This is a genomic window from Pseudoalteromonas sp. BZK2 (assembly GCF_014349195.1).
In the GTDB taxonomy this organism is placed as follows: domain Bacteria; phylum Pseudomonadota; class Gammaproteobacteria; order Enterobacterales; family Alteromonadaceae; genus Pseudoalteromonas; species Pseudoalteromonas simplex.
The window spans coordinates 1-14,165 of record NZ_JACSOG010000003.1 but is presented as its reverse complement, the minus strand read 5'-3'; the positions used below and the strand labels follow the sequence as shown (position 1 = coordinate 14,165).

At 43.1% G+C, this 14,165-nt stretch carries 12 protein-coding genes; 11 read left to right on the top strand and 1 reads right to left on the bottom strand.

The window, feature by feature from the left end:
- Window positions 1-2 precede the first annotated feature (2 nt).
- Entirely contained in the window at window positions 3-806 is an 804-nt protein-coding gene (gene suhB, locus BIZ38_RS02435) for an inositol-1-monophosphatase (protein WP_054552496.1), read from the bottom strand.
- 514 nt (window positions 807-1,320) lie between these two features.
- Between suhB and trmJ the strand changes: the two genes are divergently transcribed.
- The 11 genes from trmJ to nagP all read left to right on the top strand — a co-directional run bounded on the left by trmJ (window position 1,321) and on the right by nagP (window position 13,815).
- Complete coding sequence (trmJ, locus tag BIZ38_RS02430) at window positions 1,321-2,043, top strand: tRNA (cytosine(32)/uridine(32)-2'-O)-methyltransferase TrmJ (RefSeq protein WP_187489485.1); 723 nt, start codon at window positions 1,321-1,323, stop codon at window positions 2,041-2,043.
- 202 nt (window positions 2,044-2,245) lie between these two features.
- Complete coding sequence (gene iscR / locus BIZ38_RS02425) at window positions 2,246-2,737, top strand: Fe-S cluster assembly transcriptional regulator IscR (RefSeq protein ID WP_054552499.1); 492 nt, start codon at window positions 2,246-2,248, stop codon at window positions 2,735-2,737.
- Between the two features lie 22 nt (window positions 2,738-2,759).
- Window positions 2,760-3,977 (top strand): IscS subfamily cysteine desulfurase, encoded by a 1,218-nt coding sequence (locus BIZ38_RS02420; protein WP_054552500.1) that lies wholly within the window; start codon window positions 2,760-2,762, stop codon window positions 3,975-3,977.
- Window positions 3,978-4,017: 40 nt separating this feature from the next.
- On the top strand, window positions 4,018-4,401 hold the full coding sequence (gene iscU / locus BIZ38_RS02415) for a Fe-S cluster assembly scaffold IscU (RefSeq protein ID WP_054552501.1): 384 nt from the start codon (window positions 4,018-4,020) through the stop codon (window positions 4,399-4,401).
- Between the two features lie 11 nt (window positions 4,402-4,412).
- Window positions 4,413-4,736, top strand: coding sequence for an iron-sulfur cluster assembly protein IscA (gene iscA / locus BIZ38_RS02410; RefSeq protein WP_054552502.1), 324 nt, complete (start codon window positions 4,413-4,415; stop codon window positions 4,734-4,736).
- Window positions 4,737-4,814: 78 nt separating this feature from the next.
- A complete protein-coding gene (gene hscB, locus BIZ38_RS02405) occupies window positions 4,815-5,342 on the top strand; it encodes a co-chaperone HscB (protein WP_054552503.1) in 528 nt (175 codons plus the stop codon).
- Window positions 5,343-5,389: 47 nt separating this feature from the next.
- Entirely contained in the window at window positions 5,390-7,252 is a 1,863-nt protein-coding gene (gene hscA / locus BIZ38_RS02400) for a Fe-S protein assembly chaperone HscA (protein WP_187489484.1), read from the top strand.
- 11 nt (window positions 7,253-7,263) lie between these two features.
- Complete coding sequence (gene fdx, locus BIZ38_RS02395; protein WP_054563549.1) at window positions 7,264-7,602, top strand: ISC system 2Fe-2S type ferredoxin; 339 nt, start codon at window positions 7,264-7,266, stop codon at window positions 7,600-7,602.
- A 110-nt stretch (window positions 7,603-7,712) separates the two neighbouring features.
- Window positions 7,713-9,140, top strand: a complete 1,428-nt coding sequence (locus BIZ38_RS02390) for an NAD-dependent succinate-semialdehyde dehydrogenase (RefSeq protein WP_187489483.1) — start codon at window positions 7,713-7,715, stop codon at window positions 9,138-9,140.
- Window positions 9,141-9,512: 372 nt separating this feature from the next.
- Window positions 9,513-12,161, top strand: coding sequence for a family 20 glycosylhydrolase (locus tag BIZ38_RS02385; RefSeq protein WP_187489482.1), 2,649 nt, complete (start codon window positions 9,513-9,515; stop codon window positions 12,159-12,161).
- 367 nt (window positions 12,162-12,528) lie between these two features.
- On the top strand, window positions 12,529-13,815 hold the full coding sequence (gene nagP / locus BIZ38_RS02380; RefSeq protein ID WP_262387545.1) for an N-acetylglucosamine MFS transporter NagP: 1,287 nt from the start codon (window positions 12,529-12,531) through the stop codon (window positions 13,813-13,815).
- Window positions 13,816-14,165: the final 350 nt, after the last annotated feature.

The following is a 14,165-nucleotide window of genomic DNA, read 5'->3' as shown; positions in this document are numbered from 1 at the left end:
TATTAGCGAAGTAGTGACTCAGTTAACACTGGGCGAATTTCACGAATGATCGCTTGAGTTAACTTAGGTGCACCACAAATGATGTTGCCGCTTTGGTTATAGTTAATACCACCTGCGAAATCAACAACCATACCGCCAGCTTCTTTAACTAAAAGCTCGCCTGCTGCTGTGTCCCATGGCTTAAGGCCAATTTCAAAGAAACCATCAACACGACCCGCTGCAACATAAGCCATATCTAATGCAGCAGAACCTGCACGGCGGATATCAGCAGTGTGCACGAAAAGTGCTTTAAACGCTTCAGAGTATGCGTCTAAGTGGTGCTTTTGTTTGAATGGGAAACCAGTTGCAAGTACAGAACCTGCTAATTCGTTAGTTTTAGTTACGCGTAAACGCTTGCTGTTAAGCTGTGCGCCTTGACCACGAGAAGCAGTGAATAATTCACCGCGGATTGGATCATAGATAACAGCTTGATCTAAACGACCTTTAACTTTAAGTGCAATAGATACTGCGAAATGAGGGATACCCTTGATGAAGTTAGTTGTGCCATCAAGAGGGTCTACAATCCATTGGTAATCTGCATCTTTACCTTTATGCTCACCAAGCTCTTCACCTACGATAGTGTGATCTGGGTAAGATTTTAAAATAGTGTCACGAATTGCGGCTTCAGCTTCTTTGTCGATGTTAGTCACTAAGTCGTTAGTGCCTTTTTGTTGTACATCAACTTTTGATAAGTCTTCACTTGCGCGAAGTAAAATTTTGCCTGCGTTACGCGCAGCGCGAACCGCAATGTTTAACATTGGATGCATAGCATTACCTTTGGGTTGTAAAAGAACGAATATATTTAAGCCGGCGTATTCTAGCGATTTCTAGCGTAAAGTAAACAATAAACTCGAATAAATTAGGTTGTTTTTTGTACGATTCTGATTTTGTTATTGATTTAATTTCAGAAGAAGGGGTTAGTGGTCAGAGGAAGTGGTTAGTCGTCAGAAGTTAGATATCAGTGGCCCGAGTGGGTTTGGTATCTTGATGGCTCCAACAAATATATAATGATTATTGTTTATAAGGAGGTATTGCGTAAAGTTACTGAAACCTGAAACCTGAAACCTGAAACCTGAAACCTGAAACCTGAAACCTGAAACCTGAAACCTGAAACCTGAAACCTGAAACCTGAAACCTGAAATCTGAAATCTGAAATCTGAAATCTGAAATCTGAAATCTGAAATCTGAAATCTGAAATCTGAAATCTGAAATCTGATACCTGATAACCAATAGCTATGTTATAATCCCGGCAATTTTTGACTTTCAGTAAGTAACAACGCAATGACACTTGATGATATTCGTATCGTATTAGTTAACACATCACATTCTGGTAATATTGGCTCAGCGGCACGTGCTATGAAAACGATGGGCTTATCAAATTTATATCTTGTTGATCCTGCTTGTGAAATTGATAGTCATGCGAGTGCGCTTGCAGCCGGTGCAACAGATGTTTTAGGTAAAACAGTGGTTGTTGATACACTGGCAGATGCGATTGCTGATTGTGGCTTAACAATTGGTACCAGCGCACGCTCACGTACTTTATCTTGGCCAATGGTTGAGCCGCGTGAATGTGGTGAAAAGTTAGTGGCTGAGGCTGAACAGGGTCCTGTTGCACTCGTATTTGGTCGCGAAAATAGTGGTTTAACGAACGAAGAACTACAACAATGTAACTACCACGTATGTATTCCTGCAAACCCTGAATACAGCTCGTTAAACCTAGCGATGGCCGTGCAAACGCTGTGTTATGAAACACGTATGGCGTACTTAAACAAACAGCCAAAAGTACAAGAAGAAGACGAAGCAGTCTATCCAAACGCAAAGCAAACTGAGCTGTTTTACGAGCACTTAGAGCAAACATTAAATGACACGGGTTTTATCATCAAACAACACCCAGGCATGGTGATGACTAAGTTACGTCGTTTATTTAATCGCGCGCGTCCAGAAGAAGCTGAGATGAACATCTTACGCGGTATTCTTACCTCAATTAATAAGTCTATTAAATAAGTTTAGGTTATAAGCTTTATTCACCAGAATACTTGACTAAATTACTCAGGTAATTACAATGTACCCAGTACTTGACTGTTTTTGTCAAGTATTCGGTTTTATCAATGGCAAGTATCAATTTTTATCAAGTGATAATACTTGACTATTTTGGTCTGGTAATTAAAATTTGCACACCTTAGCGTGCAGTAACATCGGGGGCTCCATGAAGTTAACATCAAAAGGCAGATACGCAGTAACCGCCATGTTGGATGTTGCACTACATACAAATGTGGGTGCAGTGCCTCTTGCCGATATTTCTGAACGCCAAGAGATTTCGTTATCTTACCTTGAACAACTATTCGCCCGTTTACGTAAAAACGGCCTTGTGACCTCTGTGCGTGGCCCAGGTGGCGGATATTTACTAGGTCGAGAAGCGAACGAAATTTCTGTCGGCGATGTGATTAACGCCGTTGATGAGTCTGTTGATGCAACACGTTGCCACAATGCAACGGGTGGCTGCCAAAGCGGCATGCGTTGTTTGACTCATACCTTATGGTCGGACTTAAGCGCACGTATCGAAGAGTTTTTAAATAGTATTACCCTTGCTGAATTGGTGGAAAAGTCAGATGTGAAAGAAGTCGCATCGCGCCAAGATAACAGCATCAACAATGCAATTAAGCAACTGGAAAACATTCAAGTAAGCTGTCAACTGTAGCTTGACGAAAGCGGAGAGAGAAATGAAGTTACCGATTTATTTAGATTACGCAGCAACCACGCCTGTTGATGAACGTGTGGCAAAAGAAATGATGCAATGCCTGACTATGGACGGTAATTTTGGTAACCCTGCATCACGCTCACACCGTTTTGGTTGGCAAGCAGAAGAAGCCGTTGATCAAGCACGTACAGATATTGCTGATCTGATCAACGCTGACCCGCGTGAAATTGTTTTCACTTCAGGTGCTACAGAATCAAATAACCTAGCAATTAAAGGTGCTGCGCAGTTCTATAAGAAGAAAGGCAAGCACGTTATCACTGTTAAAACAGAGCACAAAGCAGTGCTTGATACGTGTCGTGAACTAGAACGTCAAGGTTTCGAAGTAACCTATATGGACGTTGAAGAAAACGGTTTACTTGACCTTAAAAAGCTTGAAGCTGCAATGCGTGACGACACAGTACTTGTGAGCGTAATGCACGTAAATAACGAGCTAGGTGTTATCCAAGATATCGCGACAATCGGCGAAATGTGCCGTGAGCGCAAAATTATGTTCCACGTAGATGCTGCACAAAGCGCAGGTAAAGTACTTATCGACGTGCAACAGTTAAAAGTAGATTTCATGTCGTTCTCTGGCCACAAAGTATATGGCCCGAAAGGTGTAGGCGCACTTTATGTTCGTCGTAAGCCTCGCGCACGTTTAGAAGCGCAAATGCACGGTGGTGGTCATGAGCGTGGTATGCGTTCAGGCACACTAGCTACTCACCAATTAGTTGGTATGGGTGCGGCATTTAGAATCGCTAAAGAAGATTTCGAAAAAGACCATGCACACATCAGCGCACTTCGTAAGCGCCTGATCGATGGCATCATGGCTGATATGGACGAAGTTTACTTCAATGGTGAACCAAGTCACTCAGTTCCAGGTATTGTAAATATCAGCTTCAACTTTGTTGAAGGTGAGTCGTTATTAATGGCTGTTAAAGACATTGCTGTTTCATCAGGTTCAGCCTGTACCTCAGCAAGCTTAGAGCCTTCTTATGTACTACGTGCATTAGGCCGTAATGACGAGTTGGCACACAGCTCAATTCGTTTCAGCATTGGCCGCTTTACGACTGAAGAAGAGATTGATTACACCGTCGAACTAATCAAAAACTCGATCGGCCGTTTACGTGAGATGTCTCCTTTATGGGAAATGCATCAAGAAGGTATTGATTTAGATTCAGTTGAGTGGGCGCATCACTAATCAGTGATCGCCGCCGCTAGCAGGTAGTGAGGATAGTATTATGGCTTATAGTGATAAAGTAATCGATCATGTTGAAAATCCACGTAACGTGGGTGCTTTAGACAAAAATGATCCGTCAGTTGCAACAGGTATGGTGGGTGCACCAGCATGTGGTGACGTAATGAAATTGCAAATCAAAGTATCACCAGAAGGTGTAATTGAAGATGCAAAATTCAAAACATATGGTTGTGGTAGCGCAATCGCTTCTTCTTCACTTGTAACTGAGTGGGTAAAAGGCAAAACATTAGATGAAGCTGCAACAATCAAAAACACTGATATCAGTGCTGAGCTTGAATTACCGCCAGTGAAAATTCACTGCTCAATTTTAGCAGAAGACGCGATTCAAGCAGCAATTGCTGACTACAAAAGCAAACAAGCGAAGTAAGAGATAAATTCATGGCAGTGACATTGACAGATGCGGCAGCAAACCGCGTAGAATCATTTTTAGCAAATCGCGGCAAAGGCATTGGCCTACGCGTTGGCATTAAAACGACGGGCTGTTCAGGTCTTGCTTATGTTCTTGAATTTGTTGATGAGTTAGCAGACGGCGACGAAATTTTTGAAAGCCGTGGTGTGAAAGTGATCGTTGATGCTAAAAGCTTAGTCTACATTGATGGCACTGAGCTTGATTACACCAAAGAAGGTTTGAACGAAGGGTTTAAGTTTAACAACCCGAACCAAGCCGATGAGTGTGGTTGCGGCGAAAGCTTCACCGTTTAAGCTTAAAAAACTTTCTTTGCTTGAAGCCCTGCCTATGTAGGGCTTTGTTCTTTCCTGTTTACCGAGTTGGATTATGTAATGCGTTACTTTGAGTTATTTGCAATTCCAGTAGATTACAACATTGATTTAGCGACTATTAATAAACACTACCTTGAGCTGCAACGTGCAGTTCACCCAGATCGCCACGCAAGCTCTAGCAGCCGTGACAAATTACTTGCTGTGCAAAATGCAGCAGAAATCAATGATGCATTACAAACTTTAAAACACCCGGTAAAACGTGCTGAGTACATGCTAAGCGAGCTTGGTGTAGATATTCGCGCCGAGCAACAAACATTGCAAGACCCGCTATTCTTAATGCAGCAAATGGAGCTGCGTGAAGAATTAGAAGAACTTGAAAATGCCGCAGATCCTGATGCAGCAATTGCCCAGTTCGAAGCGCAAATTAAACAGCTCGATAAACAATACAGCAGTGAATTAGCCGCTCAGCTGGCAAGTAATGATGAGCAACAATGGCAAGCCGCCGCTGACAATATTCGTAAATTGAAGTTTGTTTATAAGTTACGCGATGAACTAGAGCGTATTGAAGACAGTTTATTTGATGATTAATCGTTAGTTGTTACACAACAGCTATTTAAGAGTTTAAAAAGAGCATTATGGCATTATTGCAAATTGCTGAGCCGGGGCAGAGCGCGGCACCACATGAGCACAAATTAGCAGTCGGTATTGACCTTGGTACAACTAACTCGTTAGTTGCAACAGTGCAAAGCGGCGAAGCGCGCACACTAACTGATTTAGCAGGCAATGCGATGCTACCATCGGTTGTTCAATACCAAGCAGATAGCATTGTGGTTGGTGAACGAGCGGCAGCAGCTGCAACTCAAGACCCTGCAAACACACTAATCTCGGTTAAGCGTTTTTTAGGTAAAACTCAGGCTGAAATCGAAAAAAGCTATGGTCAACTGCCGTACGAATTTTGTGAGCATGATGGCTCATTAGCAATCAGCACGGTTTCGGGTGCAATTAGCCCTGTTACTGCATCGAGTGAAATTTTAAAAGCATTAAAACTGCGCGCAGAAGACAGCTTTGCAGGTCAAGACATCTTAGGTGCAGTTATTACTGTGCCAGCTTATTTTGATGATGCTCAGCGTCAAAGCACCAAAGATGCTGCCGAGCTTGCTGGTATTAAGGTATTACGTTTATTAAACGAGCCAACAGCTGCGGCTGTTGCTTATGGTCTTGATTCAGGCCAAGAAGGTATTATCGCCGTATACGATTTAGGTGGCGGTACCTTCGATATTTCTATTTTACGTTTACACCAAGGTGTATTTGAAGTGCTTGCTACAGGCGGTGACTCAAGCCTTGGTGGTGACGATTTTGACTCGCTACTAGTTGAATACTTCAAAAAACAAACGGGTGTGAGCGAGCTTTCTGCATCGGTATTGCGTTTATTCATCAATAAAGCAAAAGCGTGCAAAGAAGCACTAAGTCAATACCAAACTGTGAATGTAGGTTTAGAGTTTGACGGTCAAAGCCACAAAGTTGAAGTAACCCGCGAAACGTTTGATGAGCTTGCTCTTAGCCTTGTGAAGAAAACGCTACGTTCTTGCCGTCGTGCGGTTAAAGATGCCGGTATCGAGAACGAAGAAGTACTACAAGTTGTAATGGTTGGCGGCTCGACTCGTATGCCAATTGTACGCTCTCAAGTTGCTGCATTTTTTGATAAAGAGCCACTGACTTCTATCGACCCAGATCGCGTAGTTGCACTCGGTGCAGCACTGCAAGCAGATGTATTGGTAGGCAATAAGCCAGATTCAGACATGTTGCTATTAGACGTATTACCACTGTCGCTAGGTCTTGAAACCATGGGTGGCTTGGTTGAGAAAATTATTCCACGTAACACCACGATCCCTGTTGCACGTGCACAAGAGTTTACCACTTTCAAAGATGGTCAAACGGCTATGTCACTGCATGTACTACAAGGTGAGCGTGAGTTAGTTGACGATTGTCGTTCATTGGCTAAGTTCAGCTTAAAAGGTATTCCTGCCATGGCAGCCGGTGCTGCGCATATTCGCGTAACCTTTAAAGTAGATGCTGATGGCCTATTAAGTGTATCGGCAATGGAAAAATCAACGGGTGTGCAAGCTGAAATTCAGGTCAAACCATCGTTTGGTTTATCGGACGACCAAGTTTCAAACATGCTTAAAGAGTCAATGACTAACGCTAAAGACGACATGCAAGCGCGTATGCTTAAAGAGCAGCAAGTTGAAGCGTTACGTGTTGTTGAAGCACTTGAAGCATCACTGGCAACCGACAGTGCATTACTTGACGAACAAGAATTAGGTGCGTTAAAAGCAGAAATTGCTAAACTTGTTGCCGTACGCGAAAGCGCAACAACACCTGCAGAAATTAAAGCAGCGATTGAAGCTGTAGACAATGCAAGTAGCGAATTTGCTGCTCGCAGAATGGATGCATCAATCAAAAAAGCGCTGCAAGGGCAGTCAGTAGACGAAGTTTAACGAGGTAAGGTATGCCACAAATTATTTTTCTTCCACACGAAGAGTTATGCCCAGAAGGCGCTGCTATTGAAGCTCCTGCAGGTGAAACGGTATTAGATGTAGCGCTAAAGAATGGTATTAGCATTCCACATGCATGTGAAAAATCATGTGCATGTACAACATGCCACTTAGTCATCCGTGAAGGCTTTGACTCTTTAGATGAAAGTGATGAGCTAGAAGACGACATGCTAGATAAAGCATGGGGTCTTGAGCCTGAGTCACGCCTTGGTTGCCAAGCGGTGATCAAAGATGAAGATTTAGTGGTTGAAATTCCAAAGTATAATCTCAATATCGTTAATGAAGAGCATTAATTTTTAACGGCTTTGATTTCGTAAAACCGCTGTAGTTGCTTGGTCTCTACAGCGGTTTTTTGTTTTTTAGAGCTGATAGCTGATAGCTGATAGCTGATTTTGGAGGTTCTATGTCTGATTTGGTTTTTTCTGATTCGTTTATCGACGGTGACTTTTACTCTACGAGCCAGCGTTTTAGTGTAGATAACCCCGCAACTGCAGAGGCGATCACTCATGTCTCTGATATTGATGAAGCTGGGGTTGAGCAGGCTATAAAAAGTGCTGACGAGGCATTTAGCAAACTAAAGCAAACAACTGCAACCGAGCGAAGTGAAACGTTGCGTCGCTGGTATGAGTTGGTTATTGAGCACAAGCAACAGCTTGCTGAGTTGATGACTAAAGAGCAGGGTAAGCCCTTAAAAGAAGCCTTGGGCGAAGTTGAATACGGTGCAGGCTTTATTAAATGGTTTAGTGAAGAAGCAAAGCGTAGTTATGGCGACACCATCCCTGCTACCGACAGCAAACATCGTTTAACAACGATAAAGCAGCCCATTGGTGTGGTGGCTGGTATTACCCCTTGGAATTTCCCGATTGCCATGATCACCCGTAAAGTGGCACCAGCTTATGCCGCGGGTTGTAGTTTTGTAATTAAACCTTCGGAACATACGCCATTATGCGCTATTGCCTTAGCCTATCTTGCTGATAAAGCGGGATTTGTAAAAGGATCGCTGAATGTGGTGGTCTCTGAAAACGCCAAAATGGTGGGTGAGATCATGACCGAGTCGGAGCGTGTGCGTAAGTTCACATTCACTGGCTCAACCGGTGTAGGTAAGCAGTTACTTTCGCAGTGTGCCTCAACAATTAAACAAACGTCAATGGAGCTTGGCGGCAATGCCCCATTTATTATTTTCGATAATGCCGATTTAGATGAAGCAGTTGCAGGCCTTATGGGGGCTAAATTTAGAAACGCAGGGCAAACCTGTGTCGCCGCAAACCGCATATTTGTTCAGCGTTCAGTACTTGAAACGGTGCTCGAAAAACTCACAGACAAAGTAGCTGAGTTAAAGGTAGGTAATGGACTTGATGACGGGGTAGATATCGGCCCATTAATTTACCCTAAAGCAAAAGAGAAAGTTCAAACGCTTGTGCAAGATGCGGTTGATAAAGGGGCGTCGTTAATCGGTGATAACAGCGAGCTTGAAGGTAGCTTTCAAGCGCCATTAATTTTAACCGATGTGACCCCAGAGATGGATATCTATCATGATGAAGTGTTTGGCCCTGTAGTCAGTATCATCGCTTTTGATGATGAAGAAGAAGTACTTCAGCTTGCGAACGACGTACCTTATGGTTTAGCTGCGTATTTTTATAGTGAAAACATAAAGCAAGTTTATCGAGTAAGCGAAGCACTCGAATACGGCATGATAGGTATTAACGAAGGGCTTATCTCAAACCCAGTAGCGCCATTTGGCGGCGTTAAACAGTCTGGTTTAGGCCGAGAAGGCGGCCACCAAGGTCTAGATGAGTACCTAGAAGAGAAGTATCTTTGTGTTAAGGTTTGAGCTATAAGCTATAAGTGCGCGTGAAAAAAATTTCACGCCTACAATACCTCGCACCTCGTAGGAACGGCTTTAGCCGTGAATAGGTCAGATCTATTCGGCGTTAAAACGCCTCCTACCACGTAGGCGTCACGCTTGCTTGGCGCGTCTTACATTCAACACTCTTTCGATGGATTTACGCCTTACTAACAAACAACACAATTCGGCTTCAAACTTACAGCTTATGGCTTAAAGCTTCAAACTCCTCGCCTTTATTTTTCACAAAATGATAGCGCTGTCATTTTAGTTTTTATATGATAGGAACGAATTATTAACAAAAATGAAAAATAGTACGCAGAAATACCGTACACTCAGGGCTTAAACGAGGAGAAAGTAATGGATTTTAAAAAGTCACTATTCGCGGTAATGCTAGCGACTGCGCCTTTAATGGCTAGTGCAGCATTAACTCAATCACAAGTTGATCAGTTTGCGAAAGGTACCGAACTGTTGTTTTCGGTAGAAGATAACTTTCGTAATAAAGATGCGGGCTTTTTAGGAAAAATTACCCTCAATAATGGCTCTGATGTCGCGTTACCTGCAGGCGAGAGCGACTGGCAGCTATATATTCACTCTGTTCGTAAAATCTCAACCGAGCATGTCGCAGGCCTGAATATTGAACACGTTAATGGTGACTTGCACCGCATCGTACCAACGAGCTCATTTAAAGGTTTAGCTGCAGGTGAAAGCTTAGAGCTACCGTTTGATGCGCAAGTATGGGTTGTTGCTTATAGTGACTTTATGCCACGCGCATTTTTTGTGTCAGGTAACAATAAACCTGCCGTATTTGCCAACACCGACACTGAAGACTTTAAACAGTTTGTGACGCCATTTACCCGTGAGAATCAGTTACGCCGTTATAATGAGCCAAAAGATTTATCGGTTTTAGCAACGGCAAAAGTACGTTTCGAGCGTATTAGCGCTGACAAGGTTGCGGTCAGTAAAGATGATGCTTTAAAGCGTATTATTCCTAAGCCTCGTAAAGTCGATTTTAACCGTGGCAGTGCGACGTTAAACAATAATTGGCAAATCAGTTATCAGGGCCAGCTTAAGCACGAAGTTATGGTGTTTATGCAAGACTTACAAGATGACTATGGCATTAGCCTTAAAGCACAGCCTGATCATATCAATGTTGGCAAAGACAAAGTAATTCGTTTAAAAGTCGACCCTAAACTCAATAATGCAAAAGCAGAAAGCTACACCCTAGAGATTGATGATGAAGTGATCACCATCGTAGGTAGCGATAACGCCGGTGTGTTTTATGCGATGCAAAGCTTATTGAACCTCATCCCTGCCAACAGCCAAGGTAGTGCCAACCTACCGCAGTTAGAACTTGAAGATTCACCGCGTTATGGTTGGCGTGGTATGCATTACGATAATGGTCGTAACTATCATGGCAAAGAGGCAATGTTTAAGCTGGTTGAGCAAATGGCTCGCTATAAAATGAATAAGTTACACTGGCACTTTTCAGAAGATGAAGGTTGGCGACTTGAGATCCCAGGCTTACCAGAGCTCACCGACGTTGGCGGCTATCGCTGCTTTGATTTAGAAGAGCGTGAGTGTTTATTAACTCAGCTTGGCACTGGGCCATTTAAATCGGGTTCAGGTAATGGTTATTTGAAACGTGATGAGTTTGTTGAGCTATTAAAGTTTGCGAAAGACCGCCACATTCAAATCATCCCAGAAGTTGAAGGGCCTGGCCATGCGCGTGCCTCAATCAAAGCGATGGAAGCGCGTTATCACAACATGTTAGAAGAAGCTGAGAAAGCCGCTAAAAACAACATTAAAACGCGCTCTGCAAACAAAGAAATTCAACACATAGATATGGGACCGGCAACGCAATACTTGCTTACCGACCCTAAAGATACCTCTGTGTACATGACGGTACAAAACTACAAAGATAACTCAATGAATGTGTGTATGGACTCTACCTACGCATTTTTAGATAAAGTGACTTATGAACTTCAGCAGATGTATCGCGAAGCTGGTGTTCAGCTAAAGAACCTGCATATTGGTGGTGATGAAGTTGGTGCTGGTTCGTGGATAGGTTCACCAATCTGTCAGGCGTTATTTGCCGATCCTAATAACGGTGTAGCTGGCCCTGCTGATTTAAAACCTTATTTCACACAACGTGTTGCAACCTTACTTGAAAAACGCGGTATTTCTCCGGGTATTTGGGAAGATGGTATCATGTATGACCGTGAAAATTCGTTTAAACGTGATGAGTTCCCTAACAAAACCTTTACCGTTAATACTTGGGATAACATTTGGGAATGGGGCGTTGCCGATAGAGCATACCGCCTAGCAAATGCCGGTTACCAAGTGGTGTTATCACACGGTACGCATTTGTATTTTGATCACCCATACGAAGCAAGCCCTGAAGAGCGCGGTTATTACTGGGCAACTCGTTACACAGATACTAAAAAGGCCTTTAACTATATGCCTGATGACGTGTATGCCAATGCTGATTACACCCGCACTCGTGAGCCAATTATTAATTTAGAAGCGTTGGTGGGCCGCCCGTTACCTAAACTTGAAAAGCCAGAGAACATTCTGGGTATGCAAGGTCAGGTATGGTCAGAAACAATCCGTACTGAAGAGCAAGTATTAGCAATGATCTTCCCGCGTATTCTGTCAGTGGCAGAGCGCGCATGGCACAAAGCTGATTGGGAAGGCGAAAACGTCGATAGTAAAAAACAAGCAAAAGACTGGGCTGAGTTCTCAAGTGCAGTTGGTTTAAAAGAGCTTGAGAAACTAGCTAAAGACGGCATCAACCTGCATTTACCAGTACCTGGCGGTGTGATTGAAAATGGTAAGTTGTATGCCAACAGCGCATTTGCATATTTGAGCATTGAATACAGCCTAGACAACGGCCAAAGCTGGCAAACTTATGCCGAGCCTGTGAAGGTTGATAACAATGCAAAAGTTGCGCTACGCACCCGCTTAAACGCACAGCAAACCAGCCGCGTGACCGTTGTGGGTGAGTAATTTTTTGCGATAAATAAATTTGGCGTCTACAGCAAAGCGTAGGCGTCATTTTTGCTTGCGCGTCTGACTAAAATCTGGCGGCCTAAAAACTTCGCGCGAAATAAATTTCACGCCTACAATACCTAGCACCTAGCACCTAGCACCTAGCACCTCGTAGGCGTCACGCTTGCTTGGCGCGTCTTACACTCAACACCGTTCGCTCAAAACTGACAGCTGAAAGCTGACGGCTCCTAGAAACTAATTAAAAGAAATATGTCAGCGCTGTCATTTTTGTTGCGATAGTGTTATAAATATTTAATATCTCTTTTATATAATCATCTGAATGAGCAGCGCTGTAGAGTCGAACTGTGCTGTTATAGGAAATGTTATGTCTGAAATAAATAAACAAAGCAGTGTTGTGCCTATGGCGATTGTTGCCACGCTGTTTTTTATACTGGGTTTTGCTACATGGTTAAATGGCTCACTGATGCCATTTTTACAGCAAATTTTGCAGCTTTCACCTTTTCAGGCATCGCTGATTATTTTCTCGTTTTATATCGCCGTGACTTTTACGGCTCTACCTTCGGCGATGATCATCAGAAAGGTAGGTTATAAAAACGGTATGGCGCTGGGTATGGCGACCATGATGGTGGCAGGTTTACTGTTTATTCCTGCAGCAAAAACACAAGTGTTTGCACTGTTTTTATTTGCGCAGCTTGTTATGGGGGCAGGGCAAACGTTATTACAAACAGCGGTTAACCCATACGTAGTAAGAATTGGACCAGAAGAATCAGCCGCGGCTCGCGTTAGTATTATGGGTATATTAAATAAAGGTGCGGGTGTTGTTGCACCAATCGTATTTACCGCACTGATACTCAGCGATTTTGAAGGCTTTGTAGGTAAAGAGCTTAGCCAAACTGATATTGATGCCATGGCTAATGGCTTAATTTTACCGTATTTAGGGATGGCTATTTTTATTGGTATACTCGGCTTTGCGGTAACTAAAATGCCATTGCCAGAGTTAATTGATGACGACGTTGATGAACAGAAACCGGGGCAGGTAAAAGAAGCATTAAGCCATCCGAGTCTTGCCTTAGGGATAGTGGCACTTTTTGTTTATGTAGCTGTTGAAGTAATTACCGGCGATACCATTGGTAGCTTTGCGTTGTCGTTAGGTATTGAAAAATACAGTGTTATGACATCGTACACCATGGGGTGTATGGTACTAGGTTACTTTTTAGGGATTTTACTTATCCCTCGTGTGTTATCACAACAAACAGCACTAACTATTTCAGCGGTATTGGGCTGTGTGTTAACGCTAGCGATAGTTACAGGTAGCAATGAAACTGTATTTATATCAACATTGTTTGGCCTAAAATCGGTACTGCCTGATACCTTATTGCTCATTGCTGTGCTAGGCTTTGCTAATGCGATTGTTTGGCCTGCAGTTTGGCCGTTAGCATTATCTGGTTTAGGTAAGCTAACTAGTGTAGGCTCTGGTCTGCTCGTTATGGGTATAGCTGGTGGCGCATTTGGTCCATTATTTTGGGGTCTGGCAAGTGGCGGCGTAAAAAGCGCAGAAGCACAACAAATGGCTTATATTGTGATGTTGCCTTGTTATTTATTCATACTTTTCTATGCTGTTAAAGGCCACAAGATGAAAAGTTGGAAGTAATTATGAGTTTGAGGTTGGGCGTAAAATGCACCGCCTTGAACTTTGAAAAGCATTTCTAGTAAATAGAAATAATCCCGTGTGTAATGCCACCGAAAGGTGGCATTTTTTTGTTTGGGATTTGAAAAAATTAGGCGCTAGGTATTAGGGGGGTAGGCTCTAGGTGCTAGGCTTTCGCGCGAAATAAATTTCACGCCTACAATATTTCGCATCTCGTGGGAACGGCTTCAGCCGTGAATTATCATAAAGACTTAGGCACTAAAGTACCTTATATGGACTCCTCCTATTGCACAATACCCTTCGTTAATTTTGTCAGACTGCGTGCTTATATGCGGGCTCATAATGAGGAGCTA

Excerpts from the sequence above, each read along its gene's own strand:
- suhB (WP_054552496.1), bottom strand. The coding sequence starts at position 806 with ATGCATCCAATGTTAAACATTGCGGTTCGCGCTGCGCGTAACGCAGGC.
- trmJ (WP_187489485.1), top strand. The coding sequence starts at position 1,321 with ATGACACTTGATGATATTCGTATCGTATTAGTTAACACATCACATTCT.
- iscR (WP_054552499.1), top strand. The coding sequence starts at position 2,246 with ATGAAGTTAACATCAAAAGGCAGATACGCAGTAACCGCCATGTTGGAT.
- BIZ38_RS02420 (WP_054552500.1), top strand. The coding sequence starts at position 2,760 with ATGAAGTTACCGATTTATTTAGATTACGCAGCAACCACGCCTGTTGAT.
- iscU (WP_054552501.1), top strand. The coding sequence starts at position 4,018 with ATGGCTTATAGTGATAAAGTAATCGATCATGTTGAAAATCCACGTAAC.
- iscA (WP_054552502.1), top strand. The coding sequence starts at position 4,413 with ATGGCAGTGACATTGACAGATGCGGCAGCAAACCGCGTAGAATCATTT.
- hscB (WP_054552503.1), top strand. The coding sequence starts at position 4,815 with ATGCGTTACTTTGAGTTATTTGCAATTCCAGTAGATTACAACATTGAT.
- hscA (WP_187489484.1), top strand. The coding sequence starts at position 5,390 with ATGGCATTATTGCAAATTGCTGAGCCGGGGCAGAGCGCGGCACCACAT.
- fdx (WP_054563549.1), top strand. The coding sequence starts at position 7,264 with ATGCCACAAATTATTTTTCTTCCACACGAAGAGTTATGCCCAGAAGGC.
- BIZ38_RS02390 (WP_187489483.1), top strand. The coding sequence starts at position 7,713 with ATGTCTGATTTGGTTTTTTCTGATTCGTTTATCGACGGTGACTTTTAC.
- BIZ38_RS02385 (WP_187489482.1), top strand. The coding sequence starts at position 9,513 with ATGGATTTTAAAAAGTCACTATTCGCGGTAATGCTAGCGACTGCGCCT.
- nagP (WP_262387545.1), top strand. The coding sequence starts at position 12,529 with ATGTCTGAAATAAATAAACAAAGCAGTGTTGTGCCTATGGCGATTGTT.